The following is a 24,467-nucleotide window of genomic DNA, read 5'->3' as shown; positions in this document are numbered from 1 at the left end:
GGCCGGGCAGCGCGGTGGCCGCCAGATGCCCTCGCTATGATTTCCGTGCCATGCCCCACTACCTCACCGCCGCCCTCTACCAATTCGTCGATCTGCCCGACTACGCCGCACTGGTCGCGCCGCTGCAGGCCTGCTGCGATACGCACGGCGTCAAAGGCACCTTGCTGCTGGCAGAAGAAGGTATCAACGGCACCATTGCCGGCTCGCCTGAGGGGGTGCACGCGGTGCTGGCCTGGCTGCGCGCCGACCCTCGGCTGGCGGGCCTGCAACACAAGGAAGCCACCGCCGAGGTTCTGCCTTTTTACCGGATGAAGGTGCGGCCGAAGCGCGAAATCGTCACGCTGGGCGTGCCAGGGCTCAACCCCGCGCAAAACGCCGGCACCTACGTCAAACCCGCCGACTGGAACGCGCTGATCGAACAGCCCGACGTGGTGCTGATCGATGTGCGCAACGACTACGAAGTGAAGATTGGCAGCTTCGAAGGCGCCATTGACCCGCTGACCAAAACCTTCTCCGAACTGCCCGGTTGGGTCGAGCGCGAGGCCCAGCCCGGCGGTGCGCTCGCTGGCACTGGCGGTCAAAAGCCCCGCGTGGCCATGTTTTGCACTGGCGGCATTCGCTGCGAAAAATCAACCGCCTACCTGCGCACGCAGGGCTTCGATGAGGTGTACCACCTTGAAGGCGGCATCCTCAAATACCTCGAAACTGTTCCGGCCGAGCACAGCCGTTGGCACGGCGATTGTTTTGTCTTCGACGAGCGAGTCTCCGTTAGCCACGGCCTTGCGTCCGGCCACCATGAGCTGTGCCGCTCATGCCGTTGGCCGCTCGGGCCCGACGAGATCGCCTCGCCGCTGTTCGAGCGCGGCATCAGTTGCCCTTACTGCCACGGCACGCGCAGCGCGCAAGCGTTGGCGGGCCTGGCCGAGCGGCAAAGACAGGTGGATTTGGCGCGCCAGCGGGCGCAGCCGCACATCGGTGCGCGCATGCCGGAAAAAACCGGTCCTGGCGCCAAGAGTGAAGGGCAGACGCAGTGCGAGTCGCCGCTCGATAACGGTGGCGATTGAGCGCGCTGGCGTCAGACGAGCAGCGCAGGCATGGGGGTCGGATCACGATTTCGCGCAGCGAAACGCGTGCTCTGACCCCTATCCCGGAACCTTGGGCGCGGCGCTGGCAAGCCGAAAGCGCAACGGCCTTCCCAGCCCTCACGCCTGCCACACCCCAAACCCCGCAGAGCGCAAGTCGATCCCCACCTCGATCTCCTTGTCCACGGCGTCCTCGTAGCCCATGGGGTTGAAGCCTTCGTACAAGTCCGGCAGCAGGCGCAGGCCGTACCGCGTGACGTAGCGGTTGGCCTGAATGCCGGCCTTGTGCTTGTCGAAGCGCACGTCCGGGTCCAGGCCCGTCATGCCCACGTAAACACAAGGTTTGCCGTCGATATAGCCTGGGTTGCTCTTGCGGAACCTGGTCTCCAGCAACACGTCCGGGTGCAGTTCGACCACATAGACATGGTGGTGGGCGCGGCGGCGGCGGGGCATGCGGCGCAGTGTAATCGTCCGCGCATTTATTAGGTCAAATCGGCCTCTAGCGCTTACGCAGCAAGCGCAAGCAGCTACCAATTTTGAATTTTTAACAGCAGGCGGTTCGCTTGGCTTGCGGCGACGGGCCGCGCGCCGTGCAACCCACGCGCCGCATCAACCGCCAGCCTGCCGGCAAATAATGGGTGTGGCGCCCCGCCATTAAGCCTTTCAGCAAGAGGGGGCGGGGCGAACCGCCTACGGCGCTGCTATTTGTCGTCGTCCGCATGGCCATCGCTGAGCAGACGGCGGTCCAGCCGGCCGCGCAGCGCCTGGGTTTCCTGCAGAAACTGCGGAATAGGGACAGCCGGCGCAACCCGCAGACTTGGCGGGAAAAGGCTGCTCATGTAGAGCTCGTTCGACAGGCGCATGCGGTCCAGCCACTGCGTCCCGAGCCACGCCGGCACGGCCAGCAGCACCATTGCGCCCACGGCCCACGCCAGGCCGGCACGGCGGCGCGGCAGTACGGCGGCCAGGTGCGCATAGATACCAGCCGCCAGGACCAGCGATGTCAGCAGGTAGTCGAAGCGCGAAAGCGCCTCCCACGAGAAGGCAAACGCCGCCAGACTGGCCGCCCCATCCACCGCCTCGACCGCCAAGACCATCGTGCAGGCGATGCGCACGTGGCGCCAGAACTGCAAACGGTGGTCGAACACCTTGTTGGCAATCGCCCACAGGCCACACCAGGCGCCCAGCACCACCACCAAGGTGAGCAGCAAGCCGGGCAGCGATTGGAGGTATTTCGAAACGTCGCTGGCCTCCAGCCACGACGAGCCAAGGGCTGCGGCCACGGTTAGCGCCACCAGGAGCACCGTGGCAGCCACGTTGTGCCGCGAGGATGGGGGCAAGGCTTGCTCGGCGGCAACCGGTGCGTCGGCCAGACGCAGCGCAAGGCGGGTGCGGCCGATTTCCAGCGGTACGCCGCCGGGCCAGTCAAACCACTTGCCGCTGCCATAGCGCTTGCCCCTCAGCGTGGCACCGTTCACGGTCTGGCCCACCTGAATACTCACCAGGCGCGGGGCTTCCATCGGGCGATCGGCGCGCAGGTGCACGGGCGCAATGTGCGGATCGTCCAGCACCAGGTCGCAGTCGAGGCTTCGGCCCACGGTGAAGGGCCAGCGCGTGACGGGCGCGCGCGCCAGCAGGGTGCCGTGGCGGTCAAAGGCTTCAATGAGCGCGAGTAGCTGCGTCATGGCGCTGCCTCCCAGCGAAACGCCTGCAGGTAGTGGTCTGCCAGCTTGAGGTTGTTGTCGAAAGCGACACCGCGCACGTCCAGGCGGCCCAGCACGCCTTGCGTCGCTTGGTTGACGGTCGCGACCAACACGGTCATGTCGTAGAGGCCGCGCAGCTTGCGGTAGGCCGACATGCAGATCACCGCCCGCAGCGGCAGGCTGCCCTGGTCGACATAGCGCTCGGTGCACTCGACAGCGGTCTGGCGGCCGTTGCCGCGCTTGAGGAAGGGCTCGTTGCCAAAGCTCTGCGAATAGGTGCGGGCGAAACGCGCGGCGCCCAGGGTTGGCGCGTCGTAGGCTTCGTAGCTCAGCCGCACCATGCCCGTGCTGAAGTCGCCCGCGACCACGTCGCTATCGACCTGGCACTTGGTGCGCTCCAGGTTCAGCGCATGAAAGTCCGGGTCGCGCCCCGAGCCCCAGCAGCGCGCAAGCGCGTCGTCTGGCACCGGCACCAGGTAACTGCCGTGGCGCTGCTCCTTGAACGGCGTTTGCAAGAAGCGCTCGGTCAGCAGTTGCTGGTGCACCAGCAACTGCCGCGTCACCTCGGCGTAGGCCGGTTGGGCGATGGGCTGGGCGTGGGCGGCGCGCTGCACCAGCGCCTGGGCGAACTCGGCGGGTATCAGAAAGCTCACCTGCTCGCCATCGAGTCGCTTGGCCACGTTGACGCCCAGCACCCGCCCCGCATCGTCCACCGCCGGCCCGCCGCTCATGCCGGGGTTGAGCGTGCCGCCAAAGAAGATGCGCGGGTAAAAGCTGCGCCGCACCAGCCCGTTGTAGGTGCCCTCGGTCACGGCAAAACCGATGTCCAGCGGGTTGCCCAGTGAATAAATGCGCTCGCCCTGGGCCATGGCGTCGGCCGCAGGCCGAAAACTCAGCACCGGCGCGGGTGCGGTACGGGTCTTGGCGCGCAGCACGGCCAGGTCGTGCTGAACGTCAAACGCCAGCAGCTCTACCGCGCCTTGCTGCCCATCAATCGTGACATACACGCCGCTGTAGCGCTCGGGCTCCAGCGCGAGCTGGCTCGCCACATGGAAGTTGGTGACGATCAGCCCATCGGCCGACACAAAAAAGCCCGAGCCGGTGGACGCCTGGGTGTTGGAGTTGCGCAGCAGCGTGCGGATCTGCACCAGCTTGTCGCGCGACAGCTCATAAATGCGCCGGGCGTTGCCTGACAGCGCCTCTGCAGGGGCTGGCGCTGATGGCACTGCTGCGGGTGCAGGCGGTGCGGTGCCTGGTGCGATGGCGGGTGCGATGGCGGGTGCGGGCGCCGCACCCGCTTCGCTTGCGCCCGGTGGCACAGCGGCCTGCTCGCGAACCACCGGAGCACCCGTAGAGGCCTCGTTTGGAGCGTTTTGGGCGCTTGCCAGACCGCAGGCCAGCAAAAGAAAGGGGGCGACAAGCTGGAGCGGCCAGCGGGTGGGGGAGGGCATCGCGGCATTTTAAGAACGTCCTGCGACAAGCCCTTTGGCCTCGTCGGGCCTGTCTACCCCGTCAGTCGCGGGTTTGCCCATTCACCAGCCACTCCATCCCACGCACCCATGCCATCGACCGCCCACTATTCCATCGGCACGCCCGGCCAACTCTGGGGCGCCGCAGAACGCGACCAGTGGCGCGCACGCCAGGTGCGCCAGCGCAGCTACGCCGACGACGTGCTCACGGCCATTGAGGCACTGCGGGGCCGGTTGGATGTGGAGATGTACGGCGATGTGATTTATGCCGACGCACAGCACCCGGCAGAGCGCTTTCCCCTGCGGGCCCTGCGCAGCCGCCACTGGCAACCCGGCCTGCCCAGCGTGCTCGTCACCGGTGGGGTGCACGCCTATGAGACGAGTGGCGTGCACGGCGCGCTGCGGTTTGTGGACACGCAGGCCGAGCGCTTTGCAGTCCGCGCCAACCTGCTGGTGGTGCCCTGCGTCAGCCCCTGGGTGTACGAGCGGTTTCAGCGCTGGAACTTCGACGCCATCGACCCCAACCGGTCGTTCCGCGATGGCTCTCCCGCGCAGGAGTCAGCCGCCCTCATGCACCTGCACCGCCGCAGGGCCAGTTCGCCGCCCACATTAACCTGCACGAGACCACTGATACCGACGAATCCGAATACCGCCCCGCCGTGGCCGCGCGCGACGACAAGGTGTTCGAGCCCGGCAGCATCCCCGACGGCTTCTACCTGGTGGACGACACCGAAAACCCCCAGCCCACGTTTCAGCAGGCCATCATTGAAGCCGTGAGCCGTGAGCCGTGAGCCGTGAGCCGTGAGCCGTGAGCCGTGAGCCGTGAGCTGCGTGACGCACATCGCCCCTGCGGACGAGAAGAACGAAATCATCGGCTCGCTCGTGGTGGCGCCGGGCGTGATCCGCTATGCGCTAGAGGAGCTGGGCCTGTGCGTGGGCATCAGCGGCGCGCACTACACGACCACGACGGAGGTGTACCCCGACAGCCCGAGCGCCTCGTCAGCGTAGTGCATCGAGGCGCAGGTGGCGGCCGTGCAAGCGGCGGTGGAGTTCGTGTGCACCGCGGGCGTGGGGCGGTTGCTCATGGAAGACTAAGTGCCAAAATGACCGCTAGCGCTTATTTGGTAAGCACTAGCAGCTCTCAAAAAGATAGTGACTGCCTTGACGAAATGGCCGCGGGGACGGGCCAGGCACTGCCTGCGAGCGCCGCCGGAAGCAACGGCAGTGGCAGCGCTGCACGAACCTACAGGTGGAAATGGCCCGCAGCTTCGGGCTGGTAGAGCACCTTGGCAATCCGAATGTGGCAGGTGCGATTGTGAATCCGCCAGTTGAACGCATCGCCCTCCTTGTAGCCCAGGATAGCCGTGCCGATGTCCGAGCACACCGAGAGCTTCCGGGCCCGGTCGTCGGCCTCTTCCGGGTACACAAGGGCCACTTCCAGCTCCGCATCGTCCACCTGCAGCAGGGCCTTGGAGTTCATCGTGACGACATCCTCGGCCACCTGCCGTGGGTCGACCACGATGGCGCGCTCGATCTCATGTTCGAGCTCAAAAATGCTCGAGCCCTGTTCCTGCTCCACCAGGCTCCTGAGCCGGGTCTTGTCGAATTCGGTGATGTAGATGTCGGTGGTGTCGGCCGCAGAGCTTTCGCGCAAGAGCCGGAGGTAGCGCTCCGAGTGCATGACAAAGGACTTCATCGCAGGTGTTTCGCTTTCCAGCACGAACCCGCTGCGCAGGAACGCCTTGAGCGAGCGCGCGTTGTCCGGGTGGATCTTGGCGATGAGCTTCTCGGCCCGCATGTCGAAGAAGGCGAGCTTCAGGCCTTCGCGGATCGCGCTGGCGCCAAGCTTGCGGCCCCAGTTGTCGCGGTTGCCGATGACCAGGACCATTTCGCATTCCGTGCCCTTCTTGGCCAGACGAACGAACCCGACGGGAACGTCATGCCGGTCGAAGGCCATGAAGAATCGGCCGCCCCGGTTGAAGAGATGCGTCAGGATCGGCAACTGGACGCGGCCGATGGCCTGCGCAATGAACCGCGAGACATTGCTCGAATCGCTCAGGTACTGCGTGACACCCTCGTCTTCGAGCCAGTCCATCAAAGTGAATGCGTTGGCCCGCGTGATCTCCGGGCACAGGGAAATGAAAGGCTTGTCCATCTTCACCCCAATCGGGTTTCAAGTATGAAAGCCTTTCATGGACGCGGCCACGACGGTTCTTTCGGCTAACGCGCCATTTTAAAACACACCCCAGCCACGGGGCCGATGCACGGCGGATTCGGCACCGTCGCGCAGGGCAATAGGCCCATCGCTTTTTTCCCCCACGGCGCGGCGGCCCGCCCAAGCCCGCCAGCTTCTTTGGTGCTTTCTTCTCTCAGGGGCTTCCCAAGGCGCCCAGCAACCGGGCGCTCACCTCGGCTGCATCGGGCATGGCGAACGCCATGTTGTGCTGCTCCGTCAGCGGCGCATGGCCCGGCTCCATGCGCCCGGCAGCGTCGTGGCCCATGGCCTTGAACTTCCAGACCCCGCCGACCAGCTTGAGCGAGCCCACATGTGCGCCATCGGTGGTGTGCACAGACACCAGGGCGGCGTTGACGGGCACCAGTTGCAATGGCCCTGCCACCGGGCCAAGCGGCACATGGGTGAAGGTGGGGGTGAACGGAGGCGTCATGGATGGGTCTTGGTGATGCTGCAGTTCTTTGAACGAAATTTGCCTCTTGCGCTTGATGGATAAGCGCAAGCAGCTATCAATATAGGAGTTTCTCAGGTGGAGGTGTGGCCTCACGCTCAACCACGCCGATTCTTCCAATAATCAGGCTTGCGGTGCTGGTGCGCTATGGCGAGCACCAGAATGCCTGGGCCGTCCTAGGTGTAGACCACACTGTAGGGAAAACGCCGCAACCGGCAGCGCCGAACCTGTGGGGTCAGCGGGTGCCACGCCTGGGGAAACTGCTCAACAAGCCGCAGCGTTTTGAGCGCCTCGATCAGAAAGGCATCGCCCAGCCCGGGCGCCTGTTTTGCGTACCAGGCAATAGCTTCGTCCAGCTCCGTTTGTGCTAGCTCCAGCAGCCGGATGCTCATGTGCGTTGGGCGGCAGCTTGGTATTTGGCAATCACATCGGACAAGGCCACCGCCTTGATCTCACCGCGCCGGTAGGCTGCGAGCCGGTCGCTGGCCTCTGTTGCCCAGAGCGCATCTAGTGCAGCGTCGGGCTGGTCCAGGCTGTCGAGGATGCGCTCTACCACTTCCATGCGCTCTGCGGGCGGCAACTGGGCGGCTTGGGCGCTGAGGGCTTCGGCGGTGGTGGTCATGGCTGTTCCATTGAAATCATGAAAGCGATCCAAGTCTGGGTTCTTGTGTCTTGCTAATCTAGCTGTCGAGATACTGCATCGTAAACTCCACGGCACTTCGTTTGATTCTTGAAAAAAGTAGGGATCATCGCATTTCCGAAAAATCTTGCCAGATGAGTTACTGTAAGTGGTATTGCAAAGTTGGCTAACTCCGCGATTTTTTCGGTACTAATGTTTTTGCTGAAATCAAAAGCTGGGTCGCTAAATTTTCCAACAGGCAATTTGCCGAAAACAATCGAGGCAATTAATCTGTTTCCGTATGTAAGAATTTTGGCTTCGCGGGGTTTTTTGTATCGTGGCCGTTCCTTGTCAATGGCAGCATCGATAAGCCGTTGAGTTTGAATGCACCGCCAGACATAGAGGCCGGACACTGATGGATTGAATAGCGCTTTGTATGGTCTCTTTGTAATGTCTTCCCAGAGCTTCCCTATTTGGCTCTTGAGTGTGACGACTAACGCTATTTCTCCGGATGCACATGCAAGCGCAGTAGTGCTGTCTTGTAAATCAAATACGTTTTCCCCTCGGGGTAAATCATCTGATCGCATTATTTGATAGTGAATATCATCAATAAGTAGTTCATTTCTGATTCGCTTTTGCTCTGGATCTTGCGATACAAAATCGCGTGACTCTATCTTGTTTTGGCGGTTGTTGGTTTTTGTAACTTCATCGCCAAACTCTTCACCGCCGTCTTGCAATGAAACTACTCTGAATTGAACAAAGCAATCAGATAAATCGGCGGTTGGATTTTTTTCCAAATATTTTCCAATCGTGCTCACCGTTTGGGCGCCATTGACAATATGCATTCCTTCGCAATGAAAATATCCCAGATCATGTTTTCCGCCGCCAATTGCGAGTTTTTCGACTGCCGACGCAGTGGCGGTTACTCCGTTATTGAAATACCAGAACAATTCAGGACGCTTCTCAAGAGACTCTCGAATCTCCGTGTTCACATCTGTATCTCCCAGTGCGCCCCGCAGGTTTTTTGCTACCACTCGATCTTTGTGTTCATGCCATATTTTTGCCAAGTCAATGGCGCTTACCTGTCCATAAATTGCATATCGTGGTTCTTCGACCTTGCCCCAATATCGAATTGCAATATCTGCAGAAATGGGGCTATTGAGATCTTCTGTTAATGATTTGTGTAGCAGCCCTTGGTTTAGTGGCATCCAACTAAGAATTTCACTGGCGTCATTCACTTCCGACAAGAGATCTTTGAAATCTCGTTCGGAATGTTTTGATAATTCTGAATTTCCTGTGTGAACCAAGATTGCCAAAATCTGGAGTCCGGCATTACTTAGGGCATTGGATATTTCATCTTGGCGATCAATAATTTTCTTATTGAATCTGTCGAAATTTAGGCTCAATAAATCATGGATGCCGGCGATAAATTTTTTTACGGAGGAGTTATCTGGCTCGCCTCTTCCGTCATGAATCCACTTTGATTGAACAAGATATAATTTTGACTCGGACTCGTCGAGATAAACCGCATCGATACCGTTGTCATCGCCGCCATCTACGATGGATGTTGCCGCGTCTTTTGGTTCGCAGCCAGCTAAGTGATAAATGGAGTAGGCGGCTAGTCCTCTGGAGAGGAGCATGTCATTAAACGTCTTGCTGCCAGGTTTTTGATCTGACATGTCAACGTGAGGCGCAATTTCAGTTTCAATTCGTCTCTTTATTTGATTAAGATGAATAATGCTCATTATTTTCCCCAAGAATCTTTCAGCCCCACCGCCAAGTTAAACACCGGCTTGCTGCCCTGCACATGATCCACCCGGTCCGCCACAAAGTACCCATGCCGCTCAAACTGAAACTTGTCGTCCGGCTTCGCATTGGCCAATGACGGCTCCACGATGGCAGTCACCACTTTCAGGCTGTTCGGGTTCAGGCTTTCGATGAAGTCCTTGCCGCCCGCATCGGGCTGCGCATCCAGAAACAGCCGGTCGTATATGCGTACTTCGGCCTCCACACCGTCGGCCACGCCCACCCAAGTGATGGCGGCTTTGACCTTCACACTGTCGGCGCCGGGGGTGCCGCTCTTGGTGCCGGGCACCACGGTGGCCAGCACTTCGGTGATGTGGCCGTTGGCATCCTTGGTGCAGCCGGTGCATTCGATGACGTAGCCGCCCTTCAGGCGCACCTTGTTGCTGGGGAACAAACGTTTGTAGCCCTTGGGGGGCACTTCTTCAAAGTCTTCGCGTTCGATCCAGACTTCTTTGCCGATGGTGAAGTGGCGCACGGGGCTTTCCACACCTTCGGGCGCTGCACCAGAAGACGCGCCATGTGGCGCGTGTGGCAGAGCGGGCAGGCTGCAGGGCTCCAGGTGGCCTGCGCCCATCACGTCGTCCCAGTTGGTCAGCACGAGCTTGACCGGGTTGAGCACGGCCATGCCACGGTGAGCTTTGAGCTCCAGGTCTTCGCGCAGGCAGCCTTCCAGGGTGCTGTAGTCGATCCAGCTGTCGGACTTGGTGACGCCAATGCGTTCGGCAAAGGTCTGGATGGCGGCGGGCGTGTAGCCACGGCGGCGCAGGCCGACGATGGTGGGCATGCGGGGGTCGTCCCAGCCGTTGACTTTGTGGTCGTACACCAGTTGCGCGAGTTTGCGTTTGCTGGTGATGACGTAGGTGAGGTTCAAGCGGGCGAACTCGTACTGGCGCGGGGGCGGGGCGCTGAGCAGTTTCCCCTCGATCAAGCGCTCCAGCAGCCAGTTGTAGAAAGGGCGCTGGTCTTCAAATTCGAGCGTGCACAGGCTGTGGGTGATCTGCTCCAGCGCGTCCTCAATGGGGTGCGCAAAGGTGTACATGGGGTAAATACACCATTTGTCGCCCGTGTGGTGGTGCGTGGCGCGGCGGATGCGGTAGATGGCCGGGTCGCGCAGGTTGATGTTGGCGCTGGCCATGTCGATCTTGGCGCGCAGCACCATGCTGCCGTCTTCGTGCTGGCCGCCCTGCATTTCACGAAAGCGCGTCAGGTTCTCGGCGGGGGTGCGGCTGCGAAAGGGGCTGTCCACGCCGGGTTTGCCGAAGTCGCCGCGGCTGAGGCGCATCTGCTCGGCCGTTTGTTCGTCGACATAGGCGTAGCCGGCTTCGATCAAGTACTCGGCAGCGCGGTACATGAAGTCGAAGTAGTCGCTGGCCTGGTACGGTTTGTCGTTGCCCGGCTGGCTCCAGTCAAAGCCCAGCCATTTCACGGATTCGACAATGCTGTTGACGTACTCGGTGTCTTCTTTTTCCGGGTTGGTGTCGTCAAAGCGCAGGTGGCACACGCCGCCATAGTCGCGTGCCAAGCCGAAGTTGATGCAGATGCTCTTGGCGTGGCCCACGTGCAGGTAGCCGTTGGGCTCGGGCGGGAAGCGGGTGCGGATTTTGGCTGGGTCGGGCGCGCCTGCGGCCTGGTGCGCGGCGTCGCCGGGGCTGCCGGCCCAGCGGCGGCTGGCGTAGCTGCCTTTTTCGAGATCGCTCTCGATAATCTGGCGCAGGAAATTGCTGGTTTTGGTGGCGTCCGCAGTATTGGCGGCGGGCGTGAAGGCAGGGGCGGTGGCGGTCATAGCGGGCATTTTAGGTGGCGCGTTCGTGCGGTTTTACGCATGGAAACAAGCAGTTGTACGCACAGACACACTTTAGACGGGCATTTGTGCCATCCTTTGAGGCATGTGGCGCGTTATAGCGTCTAAGGGTTGGCAAAGCGGTCAACCCGTTTAACCAGGAGATGCATATGTTCAAGACCGTTTTCAGCAAGCTGGCCGTTGTGGGCTTTGGCGTTGCGCTGGCGGCCTCGGCCGGTGTGGCGCAGGCGCGCGACAACGTGAATTGGTCGATAGGGATTGGTGTTCCAGGCGTGGTGGTGGGGGCCAGCAATGGCTACTATGGGTACAGTGCCCCGGCCCCGGTGTATTACGCACCGCCCCCGACGTACTATGTCCCGCCGCGCCCGGTGTACTACGCCCCGCCGGTGGTGTATTCGCCGCCGCCCCCGTATTACTACCGTGGCCGTGGCTACTACCGTGACCACGACGACTACCGCGGCCATGGCCACCGCCACTGGCGCGATCGCGACTGATGTCGCCTGCCGCGTGCGCTGCCGTGCGCTGCCATTCGGTGGGGCGGCGCGCGCCGCATAATTTGCGCTTCATCCGCTTGCGCGCCGGCTTGCCTTGAGCCGCGCCGGCCGCACCCAGTCTGAAAGCGCTTCTGTGTCCACTCTTTTCGTTCTCAACGGCCCCAACCTCAACCTGCTCGGTTCGCGCGAGCCGGCGGTCTATGGGCACCACACGCTTGCTGATGTCGAGGCCCTGTGCGCAGCGGCCTGCCAAAAGGCCGGTTTCGCGCTGCGGTTTCACCAAAGCAACCACGAAGGCGCGCTGCTCGACTGGCTGCACGAGGCCGGGCGTCTGCACCAGCAGGGCGAACTGGCCGGCGTGGTGCTGAACGCCGGCGCCTACACCCACACCAGCATTGCGCTGCACGACGCCATCAAGGGCACGGGCGTGCCGCTCATCGAGCTGCACATCAGCAACGTGTTTGCGCGCGAAGCCTTTCGCCACCACTCGACGATTTCGCCCGTGGCGCGCGCCGTGATGTGCGGCCTGGGCGTGGATGGCTATCCCCTGGCCATCGACGCGCTGGCGCGCATGCAGGCGCAGGCCTGAGCCGACCTGAGCCCATCGCTGCATGGCAGACCCTGCGCCGCTGATCGCTGTTCCCGAGTCTGAGGTGGAGATCACCGCCATCCGTGCGCAAGGGGCGGGCGGGCAGAATGTGAACAAGGTGTCGAGCGCTGTGCATCTGCGCTTTGACATTCATGCATCATCCCTGCCCGAAGACGTGCGTGAGCGCCTGCTTTCGCTGCGCGATGCGCGCATTACCGACCAGGGCGTGGTGGTCATCAAGGCGCAGCAGTTTCGCACCCAGTTGCAAAACCGCGCCGATGCGCTGGAGCGCCTGAACGCCTTGGTCAACAGCATTGCCGTGCCGCCCAAGGCCCGCCGCGCCACGCGGCCCAGCTATGGTTCCAAGATGCGCCGCCTGGAAGGCAAGAGCCAGCGCAGCGACACCAAAGCGCTGCGCGGCCCGGTGCGCGACTGATGCACCATCGGCTGGCGTGGCGGCCGGCACTGGCACCACCTGTGCAACGCTGTATCCGCTGGCGCGGGGCTTGTCGGGCGGCAACAGAGGTCTAAAGTGGGAGGCTGCTTTGAAAGCCCACCATGTCCACTTCTTCCCAAGACATTTCTCTGTCCCGCAGCAACATTCCCGCACTGTTTGTGTCCCACGGTGCGCCGCTGTTTGCGCTGGATGCAGGCGAGACCGGCCCGGCACTGACACGCTGGGGCGCCGCGCTGCGCACGCAGTTCCCTGGTCTGCGCGGCGTGCTCATCATGTCGCCGCACTGGATGGCACCGGGCGTACGCGTCGGCACCGGTGCGCAACCGACCACGTGGCACGATTTCGGCGGTTTTCCGCCTGCGTTGTACCAGTTGCACTACCCGGCACCTGGTTCGCCCGCGCTGGCGGGCGAGGTGCTTGCATTGCTGCACCAGGCCGGCATCGAGGCCGAGGGCGATGCCAAGCGGCCGTTCGACCATGGCGCCTGGGTGCCGCTCATGCACCTGTTTCCGCAGGCCGATGTGCCCGTGGTGCAAATCGCTTTGCCAGAGCACGCTGGCCCGGCCGAGGTCTATGCGCTGGGCGCTGCCGTGCAAAGCCTGCGCAGCCAGGGCGTGCTCGTCATCGGCTCGGGCAGCATGACGCACAACCTGGGTGAGTTTTTTGGCGGCGCGCGCGAACCGGCGCCCTACGTGCTCGCGTTCAGCCGCTGGATCGAGGCGGCGCTGGCGCGTGGCGACATGGCCGCCCTGCTGGACTACCGCCGCCAAGCCCCAGAGGCCACACGCGCCCACCCGACGGAGGACCATTTCCTGCCGCTCTTCTTTGCGCTGGGTGCCGCCGGCAAAGATTTGCATGCCAACTACTTGAGTCGCGAGGTGATGTACAGCATGCTGGCGATGGACGCATTCGAACTGCAGCCGCAAGCTTGAGCTATGGATGCTGCAGATATTTGGTTAAAACTGCCACTGGCGCTTATCCATGCTTGATTTACCGCTCACATTTTTGAAGCGACCTGCCTTGCCCAGCGTGCCGCAGCCCTGGCTGCTGGTTTTGCTGCATGGGGTAGGCAGCAACGAGCAGGACCTGTATTCGCTCTGCGCGCAGTTGCCCGAACGCTACTACGTGCTCAGCCTGCGAGCGCCCTACCGCATGGGGCCGGGTGCGTTCGCCTGGTTCGACTATTCCATTGAGCCTGGCGGTGTGCGCACCATTGATGAGGCGCAAGAGGCCGCCAGCCGCGCACTGTTGGCGCAGACCTTGGCCGGCGCTTCGGAGCAGTTGGGCATTCCACCCGATCGCACCGTGGTGGCGGGCTTTAGCCAGGGGGGCGCCATGGCGCTGGGCCTGCTGCTGACGCAACCCGCGCTGATGCGTGCCGCCATCGTCTGGCATGGGCGCCTGTTGGACCAACCGCTGGCGGCACTGGCCCCGGCCGACGCATTCCATGGCCGGGCCCTGTGGGTCAGCCATGGTACGCACGACGGGGTGATCCCGCTGGCGCACGCCCAGGCCATTGCGCACCATGTGGCACCGTTGCCGCTGGCCTTGACTTACCGCGAATTCCCCAGCGAGCACGAAATCCGCCCTTCCGAGCTGGCAGCCACGCTGACTTGGCTCGAAGCCTTGAGCACGACGCCGAACGCGTTTTAGAGCGCGCCCACCGGCAGCGCCACGGTGCGCTTGACTTCCTTGAGCGAAAAGCTGGTGGATATTTCGCGCACGCCGGGCAGGCTGCGAATGCGCGTGCGCACATAGTCGGCAAACATCTCCAGGTCGGGCGCCACCAGCTCGATCTGGTAGTCGTAGCGGCCCGAGAGGTTGTGGCACGACAGCACCTGCGGCAGCGCCAGCACCTCGCGCTCGAACGCCGCCGTCACCTCGGCCGTGTGGTTGTGCAGGCCCAGTTGCACAAACCCCAACACGCCGTAGCCCACGCGGTGGCGGTCCAGGTGCGCGTGGTAGCCGCTGATGACACCCGATTCCTCCAGTTGCCGCACGCGCCGCCAGCAGGGTGAGGTGGAGAGCGAAACCCGCTCGGCCAGCTCGCCCACGGTGGCACGGCCGTCTTTTTGCAGTGCGTCGAGCAGGCTGCGGTCCACGGCGTCCAGCGTGGCGGTAGTGTGAAGCATAAATTGCCTTTAAATCTATATAAAAAGGTGAATACTTCCAATGTAGCGTCTTTGTGTGGGCCAGATAGCGAATTTTTGCCCGGCGATTTGGCAAAGAATTCAGTCACCAAACACGCTATTTCAGGAGACACCCCATGGGCAAGGCCAACACGCACACCGGCGGCTTCAGCACCCGCGCCATCCACTTTGGCTACAACCCCGCCGACCACCAGGGCGCCCTGGTGCCACCCATCTACACCTCGGCCACCTTTGCCTTTCCCGATGTGGGCTACGGCGGGCGCTGCTTTACCGGCGAAGAAAACGGCTACTTCTACACCCGCATTGCCAACCCCACGCTGGCGCTGCTCGAAGGCCGGTTGGCCAGCCTGGAGCAGGGCGTGGGCGCGGTGGTGTTTGGCTCTGGCATGGGCGCCATCACGGCCACGCTGTGGTCCATGCTGGAGCCGGGCGACGAGGTGCTGGCCGACATGACGCTCTACGGTTGCACGTTTTCGTTCTTGAACCACGGGCTCGCGCGCTTTGGCGTCAGCGTGCGCCATGTGGACATGACCAACCCGGCCAATGTCGCGGCGGCCCTCGGCGACAAGACGCGCGTGGTCTATCTCGAATCGCCCGCCAACCCCAATATGCGCCTGGTGAACATCGCCGCCGTCTCGGCGCTGGCCCACGCGAGTGGTGCAAAAGTGGTGGTGGACAACACCTACTGCACACCCTACCTGCAGCAGCCGCTGCTGCTGGGCGCGGATGTGAGCGTGCACTCCATGACCAAATACCTGGGCGGCCACGGCGACCTGACGGCCGGCGCCGCCGTCTTTGCCGACGCCGAGCTGGCCCAGCGCGTGCGCCTCTATGGCCTGAAAGACATGACCGGTGCGGTGATGTCGGCGCAGGACGCCCACTTGGTGATGCGCGGCCTCAAGACCCTGGCGCTGCGCATGGACCGCCACTGCCAGAGCGCGCAGACCCTGGCCGACTTCATTGCCGCCCACCCGGCCACCGCTGTGGTGCATTACCCCGGTCTGCCCAGCTTCCCGCAGCACGCGCTTGCCAAGCAGCAGATGCGGCAAATGGGCGGCATGATCGCTTTTGAACTACAAGGCGGCCTGGAGGCCGGCATGTGCTTCATGGACGCGCTGCAGCTCGTCACGCGCGCCGTGAGCCTGGGCGATGCCGAGACCCTGGCCCAGCACCCGGCCAGCATGACGCATTCCGTTTACACGCCCGAGGAGCGCGCCGCACACGGCATCTCCGAAGGCCTGGTGCGCATGTCGGTGGGGCTGGAGGATGTGACTGACCTGCTGGACGACATCGGACAGGCGTTGGACCTTGCCCACGCGAAAGCGCTCAGGAGCGCGCCGAAAGCGCAGACAGCGGCAGCGCCGTCTTGTAGCGAACCTGCTTGAGGGCAAAGCTGGAGCGGATCTTTTCAATACCTGGAATCGGCGAGAGCTGCTCCAGGATGAAGCGCTCCAGCGCCGCCATGTCGGCCACCGCGACGCGGATCAGGTAGTCGCTGTCGCCGGTCATCAGGTAGCACTCCATGACTTCGTCCTGCTCGGCAATGCGGCGCTCGAAGTCGGCCAGCGCCGCTTTGTTCTGCGCCTTGAGGCTGATGCTGATGAACACGTTGAGCCCCAGGCCCAGCGCCGCTGCATTGGCCAGCGCCACGTAGCGGCTGATGACGCCAGCAGCCTCCAGCGCCTTGACGCGCGCCAGACAGGGCGAGGGCGAGAGGTGCACGCGCCGCGCCAGCTCCACGTTCGAGAGCGAGCCATCGGCTTGCAGCTCGTGCAGGATGCGCAAATCGACGGTGTCCAGCTTCATATGCTTCAAAAATAGCTTTTAGCAGCGTATTGTGCCGCTCATGTTTCGTGCTACAGCGCAATCAGCACCACATTTTCCCGTGAACCGCCTAGAGTCCAAGCCATGAACGCCCTTACGCCCCACGCCATGCTGCAAGCCCCTGACCCGCTTGATGCCGACCCCGAAGAAACCGCCGAGTGGCGCGAGGCCTTTCTGGCCCTGGTCGCCACGCAGGGGCCAGAACGCGCCCGCCACATGTTGCAAGAACTCGCGCGCCTGGCGCGCTCGCAGCGCGTAGGCTGGCAACCGGGTTGGAACACGCCGTACGTGAACACGGTGGGTGTGGCGGAGCAGGGCGTGTTCCCGGGCGACCTGGCCATCGAAGAGCGGCTGGGCTCCATCATCCGCTGGAACGCGCTCGCCATGGTGGTGCGCGCCAACCAGGCCTATGGCGAACTGGGCGGCCATATCGCCAGCTACGCCAGCGCGGCAGATTTGTTCGAGAGCGGCTTCAACCACTTCTTCCGTGCCCGCGAAGGCCTGGGCGAAGGGCAGCACCGGGGCGATCTGGTGTTCTTCCAGCCGCACAGCGCGCCGGGGGTGTATGCGCGCGCCTTCCTCGAAGGCAAGCTCTCTGAGCAGGATCTGATGCACTTTCGCCAGGAGCTGACGGCACCGGCCGCAGGCGCGCGCGGCCTGTCGAGCTACCCGCACCCCTGGCTGATGCCCGATTTCTGGCAGTTCCCCACAGGCTCGATGGGCATAGGGCCGATCAGCAGCATCTACCACGCGCGCTTCATGCGCTACCTCACGCACCGCAACCTGCTCGATTGCGGCGGCCGGAAAGTGTGGGGCGTGTTTGGCGACGGCGAGATGGACGAGCCCGAGAGCACCAGCGCGCTCACGCTGGCTTCGCGCGAAGGCCTCGACAACCTGGTCTGGGTCGTCAACTGCAACCTCCAGCGGCTCGACGGCCCGGTGCGTGGCAACGGCCGCATCATCGACGAGCTGGAGCGCCTGTTTGCCGGCGCCGGCTGGAACGTCATCAAACTCGTCTGGGGCAGCGACTGGGACGGCCTGTTTGCCCGCGACCTGACCGGGGCCCTCGCGCGGGCGCTGGAGGGCACGGTGGACGGCCAGATGCAGACTTTTGCCGCCAAGGATGGGCGCTTCAACCGCGACAACTTCTTTGGCCAGAACCCCGAGCTGGCCGCGCTGGCCCAGGGCATGACGGACGAGCAGATCGACCGCTTGAAGCGCGGCGGGCACGACCTGGTAAAAATCCACGCCGCCTACGCCGCAGCCAGCGCACACAAGGGCCAGCCCACCGTCATCCTCGCCCACACCAAGAAGGGCTACGGCATGGGCACGTCCGGCCAGGGCAAGATGACCACGCACAGCCAGAAGAAGCTCGACGGCGCGGATCTGATCGAGTTTCGCAACCGCTTCAACCTGCCTTTGAGTGACGAACAGGCCACCAGTCTGGCCTTCTACAAGCCCGCCGAGGACAGTGCCGAGATGCAGTACCTGCGCAGCCACCGCCAGCAGCTCGGCGGCTACCTGCCGCGCCGCGAAACCGCGTGCGAGGCGCTGCCCGTGCCGCCCATTGCCAGCTACGCCCAGTTCGCGCTGCAGGCTGCTGGCAAAGAGATGAGCACCACCATGGCCTTCGTGCGCATGCTGACGGGCCTGCTCAAAGACGCAACGCTCGGCCCGCGCATCGTGCCCATCGTGGCCGACGAGGCGCGCACCTTTGGCATGGCCAACCTGTTCAAACAGATTGGCATCTACAGCAGCGTGGGCCAGCGCTATGCGCCCGAGGACATCGGCTCGGTACTCGCCTACCGCGAGGCGCTGGACGGGCAAATCCTCGAAGAAGGCATCAGCGAAGCCGGCGCCATTGCCAGTTGGACGGCGGCGGCGACGAGCTACAGCGTGCACGGCCTGGCCATGCTGCCGTTCTATATCTACTACTCGATGTTTGGCTTCCAGCGCGTGGGCGACGCCATCTGGGCCGCTGCCGACCAGCGCGCACGCGGCTTCTTGCTGGGCGCCACCTCGGGCCGTACCACGCTGGGCGGCGAGGGCCTGCAGCACCAGGACGGGACCAGCCACCTGGTGGCGGCCACCATCCCCAACTGCAAGGCCTACGACCCGGCGTATGCGGGCGAGATGGCCGTGATCGTGGACGCCGGCATGCGCGAGATGGTGACCGAGCAGCGCGATGTTTTCTACTACGTCACGCTGATGAACGAGAACTACGCCCAGCCGGATTTGCCCGAAGGCGCAGCCGAAGGTGTTCTGCGTGGTTGCTACATCTTCAATAGCTGGAAGCGCTTATCAGATAAGCGCGAGAGGCCGATTTCATCTAAAGAAATAACGCTGCTAGGCTCCGGTGCGATCTTGACCGAAGTGGTCAAGGCGGCCGAATTGCTGGCCGCTGAGGGCATCGAGGTGACGGTGCTGAGCGTCACGAGCTGGAGCGAACTGGCACGCGACGGCCAGGCCTGCGAGCGGCGTGCTCTGGCAGGCGAAGCAGAACCCGGCGTACCCTGGCTGACCCAGCAACTTGCCGCGACCAGCGGCCCGGTGATTGCTGCGACCGACTACGTGCGCGCGGTGCCCGAGAGCGTGCGCGGCATCGTTCCACCAGGGCGGCGCTACCTCACGCTGGGCACAGACGGCTTTGGCCGCAGCGACACCCGCGCTGCGCTTCGCAGCTACTTTGGGGTGGATGCGGCCAGCATCGTGAGGGCTGCTTTGGGGTGCTTGGCTCGGTAGCCATCGAGCCCATAGCGAAACTGGCCGCCAGCGCTTGCGCAGTATGCGCAAGCTGCTATCAAAAAAGGGTGAGTGGCGGCGTCAGCGGTACAACAAGGTTGGCAGCCACATCGTCAGTGGCGACCACAGTGCGGCGATCAGCAGGTCCAGCAGGGCGACGGCCACCAGCGGCATCACCGCCCGCGAGATCCGGCCCAGCGTCACGTCGGCGATGCCGCAGCTCACGAACAGGCAGATACCCACCGGCGGTGTGAGCATGCCGATGGCAAGGTTGGTCACCACCAGCACGCCGAACTGCACCGGGTCGATCTGCATCTGCGGCGTCAGCAGGGCCAGCACCGGCACCACCAGCAGCAGCGCGGCGGTGGTCTCCATCACGCAGCCGACGACCAGCAGCAGCCCCAGCACCAGCAGCAGCAGGCCGACCGGCGGCAGCGACATCGAATTCACGAAGACGTCGAGCAATTGCGCGCCCTGCTGCATGGTCAACAGCCAGCCAAAGACCTTGGCCATCGCGATGATGAACAAGATGCCGCCGGCCACCACCTGTGAGCGCACGATCAACTGCGGCAGGTCGCGCCAGGCCAGTTCGCGGTTGATGACGGTGCCGACCAGCAGCGCGTAGAACACGGCCAGCGCCGCGCCTTCGGTCACCGTGACGATGCCGCCCAGAATGCCGCCCAAAACGATCACCGGCGCACCCATCGACCACAGGGCTGCACGGCCTGTGCTGGCCACCCGCTTCCAGGTGAAGGCTACGCGCTCGCCATAGCCTCTGCGCCATGAAATGAAAATCGCCACGGCCATGAACGACAGGCCCATCAGCAGGCCCACCAGCAAGCCGCCGGCGAACAGTTGCGAGGTCGAGATGTTGGTCATGAAGCCGAACAAAATCATCGGGATCGACGGCGGGATGATGATGCCGATGGCGCCACCGGCCGCCACCACGGCAGCGGCGAAGGCGGGCGGATAGCCCTGGCGAATCATGGTCGGGATCACCACCGCACCGATCGCCGCCGTGTCGGCAGCGGCCGAGCCGGAGATGCCGGCGATGATCATCGAAGCGCCAATGGCTGCCGCCGCCAGCCCGCCTGGGGCCCAGCCGACCAGGCTGTCGCAGAAGTCGATCAGGCGGCGCGAGATGCCGCCCACCTCCATGATCGAGCCGGCAATCATGAACAGCGGCACGGCCAGCAAGTCGAACGAGTCGACCCCCGAGAAAAGCTGCTGCACGACCGTCTGCCCCAGCGCGGAAAGGGTGACCGTGTCGGGGAAAACGCCGGGCGAGACGATCAGGCCAATGGCCGGCAGGCCGATGGCGAGCGCAATGGGCAAGCCCAGTGCCATCAGCACGAACATCAGCGCGAACAACAGGACGATGATCATGCTGCGGGGACCACAGGCCGGGTCAGGTCAACGAGAACGTGCAGCAGGAAGATGAGCGCCGACAAGGGCAGCACGGCGATCGGCAGCGACATGGGCATCTGCACCGCGCTCGAGGTCTGGTCCCAGGCCTTGAGCGTATAGCCCACGCCGAACCAGGTGATGAAACCGAAGCACGCCAGCGTCAGCAGCTGCAACCCGCGCACGATGATGCGCTCGACCAGGCGGCCGAATCTGGCGCCGAAGCCGGCCAGGCCGATGAAGTCCGCCCGCTTGTAGGCGACGGTGGCGCCCAGGAAGGTGGTGGCGACCAGCAGGTAGCGCCCGATCTCTTCGGACCAGCTCAGCGAGTGGTCCAGGTAGCGTGCCAGCACCTGGACAAACAGGATCAGCGAAAAGGCCACTCCTATGACCAGAAGCAATTGCTCGACCAGGTCGTTGACGCGGTCGCTGAACGCCAGCAAACGGTGGTGCAGGGTCATATCGATGAGGTCAGGCGCGGCAAGGCAGAAGCAGGGGCCGCGCGTCGCCACCGCGGTCCCCGACCAGCCGTCAATGGATTTTTATTTTTCGCTCTTGCGGATCTCTTCGACGATCTTTTTCGTATCGCCGGTGAGCGATGCGTAGACCGGCTCGGTCTTGGCACGGAAGGCTGCCAGATCCGGGTTCGTCACGACTTGCACGCCCGCCTTCTCCAGCGCCGCGAGTTGCGCGGCTTCGTTGCTGCGCACGTGGTTGCGGCCGAACGCCGAGGCCTGCGCCGCTGCCGTCATGAAGGCTTGCTGATCGGCGGGCGGCAGCTTGTCGAAGAAGGGCTTGCTACCGACGAAGACGAGCGCCGAATACACGTGGCGGGTCAGCGTCAGGTACTTTTGCCCCACTTCGTTGAGCTTGGCCGCTGAAATGACGGAGATCGGATTCTCTTGTCCATCGAGCACGCCCTGCTGCAACTGGGTCGTGATCGGCCATGCCATGGGCGTTGGGTTGGCGCCGATGTCGCGCCAGATCGCCAGGTGCGTCGGTGACTCCATGGTGCGGATCTTCATGCCCTTGACATCGGCGGGCTCGCGGATGGCGTGCTTGGAATTGGTGAGATTGCGGAAACCGTTGTCTTCAAAGTGCATGCCGACCAGACCGGCCTTGCCAAAGCGCTTGAGCAGATCCTGGCCGATGGGGCCGTCGAGCACCTTGTCGGTCTGCTCGTACGAGCTGAAAAGAAACGGCATCTCGATGGCCTTGATCTCAGGCACAAAGGCCTCGACCGGGCCGGTGGTGCACACGCACATCTGCACGGTACCCAATTGCAGTTGCTGCAGCACCTGGGTCTCGCTGCCCAGTGCGCCGGAATTGTGGATGACCACGTCGTACTTGCCAGGCAAGGCCTTGTCGAGCACTTCCTTGAACTTTTCCGCCGACAGGGTGTGCACGAACGCCGGGGCGGTGACGATGCCGATGTTCACCTGCACGGGCGCGGCCGCAGCGGCCGCGCTCCATGCCAGTCCGAGTGCGCAGGTTAGCCCTGCCAAAGTGCGTGGGAGTGAGTTCATGCGGGTTCCTTTGCGGGCCAATGTGTTTGCAATATTCGGCGTAGGTGCGCCCGAATACAAGCGGATCATGCTAACAGAATAGAACAATTTTGTTGTGCGGCCAACCGGGCGCGAGGCTGTGCGCGGCGTACCCTGGCTGATGCAGCAGCTTGCCACCACCGACGGCCCGGTGATCGCCGCCACCGGCTATGCGCGCGCTGCGCGGGGTCTTCGGCGTGCGCAACCGGTGGCGAAGGCGGTAAGGTTAGGGCTGCAGGATGGCGGTATCTTGGCGGCGGTCGGCTTGCGAACTTCGACCGGCGTGACCCTTCCAAGAGACTTGTTCGGCATTGCCCTAAGCTATGCGAAAAGGAAGTGTGCCCTATGCCCGGTCAGGAACGAAGCACTTTGAATCCCCCCCAGGAGCGTTCGCCGTGGGGTCTGGTCGTTGCCGCACTGCTGGTGCTGCTTGCGGCAGGAGGTGGCTGGTGGTGGTGGCAGAACCGGGCGCAGCCCGCACCGCCGCCCGCCGCCATCAGCGCGGCGCCGCCCACCACGGCACCGGTGGCGGCACCCGCAGCCACGCCGGCCTCGGGTCCGCAAAATTTGGTGGAGGCACTGGCCCCGCCCGATGCCGCGCTGCCGGCCCTGGCGGGGGCCGATGACTATGTCGCGCAGGCCATCACCGAACTGCTGGGCCAGCGCCAGGTGGCGAGCTTCCTGCAAGTCGACGGCCTGGTGCGCCGCGTCGTCGCCACGGTGGACAACCTGGCGCGCGCGCATGCTCCGGCGGGCATGTGGCCGGTGCAGCCTGCGCCGGGGCGCTTCACGGTCCAGGGTGAAGGGGAGGGCGCGCGCATCGCGCTTGACAACGCCGCCCGCTACAGCGCGGTGGTGCAGTGGATCGAGGGCGTGGACTTGCCGCGCGCCGTGGCGCTGTATGCCCGCCTGTACCCGCTGTTCCAGCAGGCCTACGAAGAGCTCGGCTACCCGGGCCGCTACTTCAACGATCGGGTGGTGGCCGTCATCGACCATTTGCTTGCGGCGCCGGAGCCTGCAGAGCCGGTACGCGTGCAACTCACCGAAGTGAAGGGCGAATGGAGTTCGACCCGCCCCTGGGTGCGCTACGAGTTTGCCGACCCGCAACTGCAGGCCTTGTCGAGCGGGCAAAAGATCATGGTGCGCGTAGGGCTGGTCAACGAGCGCCGGTTGAAGGCGCGGCTCAAGGCGCTGCGGGCGCTGGTGGCGACAGGGGTGGTGGCCAAGGCCAAGCCTTGACCCTGCTGGCGGAAGGTGGGCAGCCAAGGCCCGGTATCACGTCGGGCGTTTGAAGAACCCGTCCAGCGCCGGCAGGAGCGACGGAAATTCCAGCGCAAAGCGTTCGCGGTTCACGAAATAGGCCTCGCAGGCCACGGCAAAGAACTCTGCCGGCGCGGTGGCGCCGTAGGCATCGAGCCAGGGCCGCTCGGTGCCGAAGCGCTCGGCCTTGATGACCGTTTCGCGGAAATCGGCGTAGGCCGGTTTCCAGATGGCCTGCCAGGCGGCCAGCGCCGCGCGCCGGCCACGCGTGCCCAGCAGGCCGCGTGGCAGCGGCGGGCAGCCGTTGGCGTGGCCGTTTTGCATGTCGATCTTGTGGACGAATTCGTGCACCACCACGTTGCTGCCATGGCTTGCGCTGGCACCAGCTTCGGCCACATGGCGCCAACTGAGCATCACCGGGCCGCGCTCCATCGCTTCGCCCGCCAGCACTTCGGTGTATTGGTGCACCACGCCCGCGGCGTCCGTGCTCTCGCGCCGCGCGACGGCCTCGCCGGGGTGCACCACGATGGTGACGAAGTCGCCGTACCAGGCGAGCGCCTCATGCGGATCGCCCCAGTGCAGCAGGGGCAGGCAGGCCTGCGCCGCAATGTCGATGGCCATGGCGTCGGTCACCTCCAGGCCGTGCGCGCCGTGAAATTCTTTGCCGTCCAGAAACTGCGCCGCCAGGGCGCGCAGCTTGGCCTGCTGCGCGAGCGGCAGCGCGGCAAGAAAGGGGTAGCGGGCCAGGGTCTGCAGCCACAGCTCGGCAGAGATGTCAGGGACCGGGGCGAGCGTGGCGCGCAGGCGGCTGCGCAGGCGGTTCCAGAGAGGGTGCATCC

At 63.8% G+C, this 24,467-nt stretch carries 26 protein-coding genes; 11 read left to right on the top strand and 15 right to left on the bottom strand.

Annotated features, from left to right (window positions below; translation table 11 throughout):
• Positions 1–50: 50 nt before the first annotated feature.
• On the top strand, positions 51–1,064 hold the full coding sequence (gene trhO / locus D3F03_RS04830) for an oxygen-dependent tRNA uridine(34) hydroxylase TrhO (protein ID WP_119108164.1): 1,014 nt from the start codon (positions 51–53) through the stop codon (positions 1,062–1,064).
• A 138-nt stretch (positions 1,065–1,202) separates the two neighbouring features.
• On the opposite strand, the gene D3F03_RS04825 is transcribed toward trhO, so the two are convergent.
• The 3 genes from D3F03_RS04825 to D3F03_RS04815 all read right to left on the bottom strand — a co-directional run bounded on the left by D3F03_RS04825 (position 1,203) and on the right by D3F03_RS04815 (position 4,236).
• On the bottom strand, positions 1,203–1,535 hold the full coding sequence (locus D3F03_RS04825) for a hypothetical protein (protein ID WP_119108163.1): 333 nt from the start codon (positions 1,533–1,535) through the stop codon (positions 1,203–1,205).
• 248 nt (positions 1,536–1,783) lie between these two features.
• Positions 1,784–2,767 (bottom strand): FHA domain-containing protein, encoded by a 984-nt coding sequence (locus tag D3F03_RS04820; protein ID WP_119108162.1) that lies wholly within the window; start codon positions 2,765–2,767, stop codon positions 1,784–1,786.
• Entirely contained in the window at positions 2,764–4,236 is a 1,473-nt protein-coding gene (locus D3F03_RS04815; protein WP_119108161.1) for a S1 family peptidase, read from the bottom strand. The genes D3F03_RS04820 and D3F03_RS04815 overlap by 4 nt, the downstream gene beginning before the upstream one ends.
• 108 nt (positions 4,237–4,344) lie before the next feature.
• Here D3F03_RS04815 and D3F03_RS04810 point away from each other — a divergent pair, with 108 nt between their 5' ends.
• Complete coding sequence (locus tag D3F03_RS04810) at positions 4,345–5,031, top strand: M14 family metallopeptidase (protein ID WP_245960495.1); 687 nt, start codon at positions 4,345–4,347, stop codon at positions 5,029–5,031.
• A gap of 45 nt (positions 5,032–5,076) precedes the next feature.
• Positions 5,077–5,262 (top strand): hypothetical protein, encoded by a 186-nt coding sequence (locus tag D3F03_RS17385; protein ID WP_245960494.1) that lies wholly within the window; start codon positions 5,077–5,079, stop codon positions 5,260–5,262.
• A 235-nt stretch (positions 5,263–5,497) separates the two neighbouring features.
• Here the strand turns inward: D3F03_RS17385 and D3F03_RS04805 are convergent, their stop codons facing one another.
• From D3F03_RS04805 to D3F03_RS04780, 6 genes are all read right to left on the bottom strand, one after another.
• Complete coding sequence (locus D3F03_RS04805; protein ID WP_119108160.1) at positions 5,498–6,409, bottom strand: bifunctional GNAT family N-acetyltransferase/nucleoside diphosphate kinase regulator; 912 nt, start codon at positions 6,407–6,409, stop codon at positions 5,498–5,500.
• Between the two features lie 214 nt (positions 6,410–6,623).
• Entirely contained in the window at positions 6,624–6,920 is a 297-nt protein-coding gene (locus D3F03_RS04800; RefSeq protein WP_119108579.1) for a hypothetical protein, read from the bottom strand.
• Between the two features lie 194 nt (positions 6,921–7,114).
• Entirely contained in the window at positions 7,115–7,330 is a 216-nt protein-coding gene (locus tag D3F03_RS04795) for a type II toxin-antitoxin system RelE/ParE family toxin (RefSeq protein WP_199665405.1), read from the bottom strand.
• A complete protein-coding gene (locus D3F03_RS04790) occupies positions 7,327–7,560 on the bottom strand; it encodes an addiction module protein (protein WP_119108159.1) in 234 nt (77 codons plus the stop codon). Before D3F03_RS04790 ends, D3F03_RS04795 begins: the two co-directional genes overlap by 4 nt.
• Positions 7,561–7,613: 53 nt before the next feature.
• Positions 7,614–9,302 carry an AIPR family protein gene (locus tag D3F03_RS04785; RefSeq protein WP_119108158.1) on the bottom strand — a complete coding sequence of 563 codons (1,689 nt, stop codon included), beginning with the start codon at positions 9,300–9,302 and terminating at the stop codon, positions 7,614–7,616.
• Positions 9,302–11,146, bottom strand: a complete 1,845-nt coding sequence (locus D3F03_RS04780) for a glutamine--tRNA ligase/YqeY domain fusion protein (RefSeq protein WP_119108578.1) — start codon at positions 11,144–11,146, stop codon at positions 9,302–9,304. Before D3F03_RS04780 ends, D3F03_RS04785 begins: the two co-directional genes overlap by 1 nt.
• 161 nt (positions 11,147–11,307) lie before the next feature.
• On the opposite strand from D3F03_RS04780, the gene D3F03_RS04775 reads away from it, so the two are divergent.
• From D3F03_RS04775 to D3F03_RS04755, 5 genes are all read left to right on the top strand, one after another.
• A complete protein-coding gene (locus tag D3F03_RS04775) occupies positions 11,308–11,658 on the top strand; it encodes a hypothetical protein (RefSeq protein WP_119108157.1) in 351 nt (116 codons plus the stop codon).
• A gap of 133 nt (positions 11,659–11,791) precedes the next feature.
• The gene (gene aroQ, locus D3F03_RS04770) at positions 11,792–12,247 is read left to right on the top strand and encodes a type II 3-dehydroquinate dehydratase (protein WP_119108577.1); all 456 of its coding nucleotides are present in this window, start codon (positions 11,792–11,794) and stop codon (positions 12,245–12,247) included.
• Between the two features lie 22 nt (positions 12,248–12,269).
• Positions 12,270–12,683: an alternative ribosome rescue aminoacyl-tRNA hydrolase ArfB gene (gene arfB / locus D3F03_RS04765; protein WP_119108156.1), complete on the top strand. Its 414-nt coding sequence runs from the start codon at positions 12,270–12,272 to the stop codon at positions 12,681–12,683.
• Positions 12,684–12,805: 122 nt separating this feature from the next.
• Complete coding sequence (locus D3F03_RS04760; RefSeq protein ID WP_119108155.1) at positions 12,806–13,636, top strand: dioxygenase family protein; 831 nt, start codon at positions 12,806–12,808, stop codon at positions 13,634–13,636.
• A gap of 49 nt (positions 13,637–13,685) precedes the next feature.
• Positions 13,686–14,357 (top strand): alpha/beta hydrolase, encoded by a 672-nt coding sequence (locus D3F03_RS04755; protein WP_119108154.1) that lies wholly within the window; start codon positions 13,686–13,688, stop codon positions 14,355–14,357.
• Here D3F03_RS04755 and D3F03_RS04750 read toward each other — a convergent pair.
• Positions 14,354–14,836 carry an Lrp/AsnC family transcriptional regulator gene (locus D3F03_RS04750; protein ID WP_119108153.1) on the bottom strand — a complete coding sequence of 161 codons (483 nt, stop codon included), beginning with the start codon at positions 14,834–14,836 and terminating at the stop codon, positions 14,354–14,356. The two genes, D3F03_RS04755 and D3F03_RS04750, sit on opposite strands and share 4 nt — an antisense overlap.
• Before the next feature lie 134 nt (positions 14,837–14,970).
• On the opposite strand from D3F03_RS04750, the gene D3F03_RS04745 reads away from it, so the two are divergent.
• On the top strand, positions 14,971–16,239 hold the full coding sequence (locus D3F03_RS04745) for a methionine gamma-lyase (RefSeq protein ID WP_119108152.1): 1,269 nt from the start codon (positions 14,971–14,973) through the stop codon (positions 16,237–16,239).
• Here D3F03_RS04745 and D3F03_RS04740 read toward each other — a convergent pair.
• Positions 16,181–16,660, bottom strand: a complete 480-nt coding sequence (locus D3F03_RS04740; protein ID WP_119108151.1) for an Lrp/AsnC family transcriptional regulator — start codon at positions 16,658–16,660, stop codon at positions 16,181–16,183. The genes D3F03_RS04745 and D3F03_RS04740 overlap by 59 nt on opposite strands.
• A gap of 102 nt (positions 16,661–16,762) precedes the next feature.
• Here D3F03_RS04740 and mdeB point away from each other — a divergent pair, with 102 nt between their 5' ends.
• Positions 16,763–19,420 carry an alpha-ketoglutarate dehydrogenase gene (mdeB, locus tag D3F03_RS04735; protein WP_199665404.1) on the top strand — a complete coding sequence of 886 codons (2,658 nt, stop codon included), beginning with the start codon at positions 16,763–16,765 and terminating at the stop codon, positions 19,418–19,420.
• An 81-nt stretch (positions 19,421–19,501) separates the two neighbouring features.
• On the opposite strand, the gene D3F03_RS04730 is transcribed toward mdeB, so the two are convergent.
• The 3 genes from D3F03_RS04730 to dctP form a co-directional block, all read right to left on the bottom strand.
• Positions 19,502–20,806, bottom strand: a complete 1,305-nt coding sequence (locus tag D3F03_RS04730; RefSeq protein ID WP_119108150.1) for a TRAP transporter large permease — start codon at positions 20,804–20,806, stop codon at positions 19,502–19,504.
• Entirely contained in the window at positions 20,803–21,285 is a 483-nt protein-coding gene (locus tag D3F03_RS04725; protein WP_147414699.1) for a TRAP transporter small permease, read from the bottom strand. Before D3F03_RS04725 ends, D3F03_RS04730 begins: the two co-directional genes overlap by 4 nt.
• Positions 21,286–21,366: 81 nt before the next feature.
• Entirely contained in the window at positions 21,367–22,350 is a 984-nt protein-coding gene (gene dctP / locus D3F03_RS04720) for a TRAP transporter substrate-binding protein DctP (protein WP_158606130.1), read from the bottom strand.
• A gap of 363 nt (positions 22,351–22,713) precedes the next feature.
• Between dctP and D3F03_RS04715 the strand changes: the two genes are divergently transcribed.
• Entirely contained in the window at positions 22,714–23,607 is an 894-nt protein-coding gene (locus tag D3F03_RS04715) for a DUF3014 domain-containing protein (protein WP_119108147.1), read from the top strand.
• Between the two features lie 36 nt (positions 23,608–23,643).
• Here D3F03_RS04715 and D3F03_RS04710 read toward each other — a convergent pair whose 3' ends face one another.
• Positions 23,644–24,465 carry a M90 family metallopeptidase gene (locus tag D3F03_RS04710; protein ID WP_119108146.1) on the bottom strand — a complete coding sequence of 274 codons (822 nt, stop codon included), beginning with the start codon at positions 24,463–24,465 and terminating at the stop codon, positions 23,644–23,646.
• Between the last annotated feature and the right edge of the window lie 2 nt (positions 24,466–24,467).

It is taken from the genome of Simplicispira hankyongi (assembly GCF_003570885.1).
Taxonomy (GTDB): domain Bacteria; phylum Pseudomonadota; class Gammaproteobacteria; order Burkholderiales; family Burkholderiaceae_C; genus Simplicispira; species Simplicispira hankyongi.
The sequence above is the reverse complement of the archived record's forward strand: the minus strand, read 5'-3'. Positions and strand labels throughout refer to the sequence as shown.

Coding starts and splice junctions, on each gene's coding strand:
- dctP (WP_158606130.1), bottom strand. CDS start 22,350: ATGAACTCACTCCCACGCACTTTGGCAGGGCTAACCTGCGCACTCGGA.
- D3F03_RS04725 (WP_147414699.1), bottom strand. CDS start 21,285: ATGACCCTGCACCACCGTTTGCTGGCGTTCAGCGACCGCGTCAACGAC.
- D3F03_RS04795 (WP_199665405.1), bottom strand. CDS start 7,330: ATGAGCATCCGGCTGCTGGAGCTAGCACAAACGGAGCTGGACGAAGCT.
- D3F03_RS04800 (WP_119108579.1), bottom strand. CDS start 6,920: ATGACGCCTCCGTTCACCCCCACCTTCACCCATGTGCCGCTTGGCCCG.
- D3F03_RS04730 (WP_119108150.1), bottom strand. CDS start 20,806: ATGATCATCGTCCTGTTGTTCGCGCTGATGTTCGTGCTGATGGCACTG.
- D3F03_RS04825 (WP_119108163.1), bottom strand. CDS start 1,535: ATGCCCCGCCGCCGCCGCGCCCACCACCATGTCTATGTGGTCGAACTG.
- D3F03_RS04750 (WP_119108153.1), bottom strand. CDS start 14,836: ATGCTTCACACTACCGCCACGCTGGACGCCGTGGACCGCAGCCTGCTC.
- D3F03_RS04715 (WP_119108147.1), top strand. CDS start 22,714: ATGCCCGGTCAGGAACGAAGCACTTTGAATCCCCCCCAGGAGCGTTCG.
- D3F03_RS04810 (WP_245960495.1), top strand. CDS start 4,345: ATGCCATCGACCGCCCACTATTCCATCGGCACGCCCGGCCAACTCTGG.
- D3F03_RS04790 (WP_119108159.1), bottom strand. CDS start 7,560: ATGACCACCACCGCCGAAGCCCTCAGCGCCCAAGCCGCCCAGTTGCCG.
- D3F03_RS04780 (WP_119108578.1), bottom strand. CDS start 11,146: ATGACCGCCACCGCCCCTGCCTTCACGCCCGCCGCCAATACTGCGGAC.
- D3F03_RS04740 (WP_119108151.1), bottom strand. CDS start 16,660: ATGAAGCTGGACACCGTCGATTTGCGCATCCTGCACGAGCTGCAAGCC.
- D3F03_RS04815 (WP_119108161.1), bottom strand. CDS start 4,236: ATGCCCTCCCCCACCCGCTGGCCGCTCCAGCTTGTCGCCCCCTTTCTT.
- D3F03_RS04755 (WP_119108154.1), top strand. CDS start 13,686: ATGCTTGATTTACCGCTCACATTTTTGAAGCGACCTGCCTTGCCCAGC.
- D3F03_RS04785 (WP_119108158.1), bottom strand. CDS start 9,302: ATGAGCATTATTCATCTTAATCAAATAAAGAGACGAATTGAAACTGAA.
- D3F03_RS04760 (WP_119108155.1), top strand. CDS start 12,806: ATGTCCACTTCTTCCCAAGACATTTCTCTGTCCCGCAGCAACATTCCC.
- D3F03_RS04820 (WP_119108162.1), bottom strand. CDS start 2,767: ATGACGCAGCTACTCGCGCTCATTGAAGCCTTTGACCGCCACGGCACC.
- D3F03_RS04775 (WP_119108157.1), top strand. CDS start 11,308: ATGCATATGTTCAAGACCGTTTTCAGCAAGCTGGCCGTTGTGGGCTTT.
- arfB (WP_119108156.1), top strand. CDS start 12,270: ATGGCAGACCCTGCGCCGCTGATCGCTGTTCCCGAGTCTGAGGTGGAG.
- mdeB (WP_199665404.1), top strand. CDS start 16,763: ATGAACGCCCTTACGCCCCACGCCATGCTGCAAGCCCCTGACCCGCTT.
- D3F03_RS04710 (WP_119108146.1), bottom strand. CDS start 24,465: ATGCACCCTCTCTGGAACCGCCTGCGCAGCCGCCTGCGCGCCACGCTC.
- D3F03_RS04805 (WP_119108160.1), bottom strand. CDS start 6,409: ATGGACAAGCCTTTCATTTCCCTGTGCCCGGAGATCACGCGGGCCAAC.
- trhO (WP_119108164.1), top strand. CDS start 51: ATGCCCCACTACCTCACCGCCGCCCTCTACCAATTCGTCGATCTGCCC.
- D3F03_RS04745 (WP_119108152.1), top strand. CDS start 14,971: ATGGGCAAGGCCAACACGCACACCGGCGGCTTCAGCACCCGCGCCATC.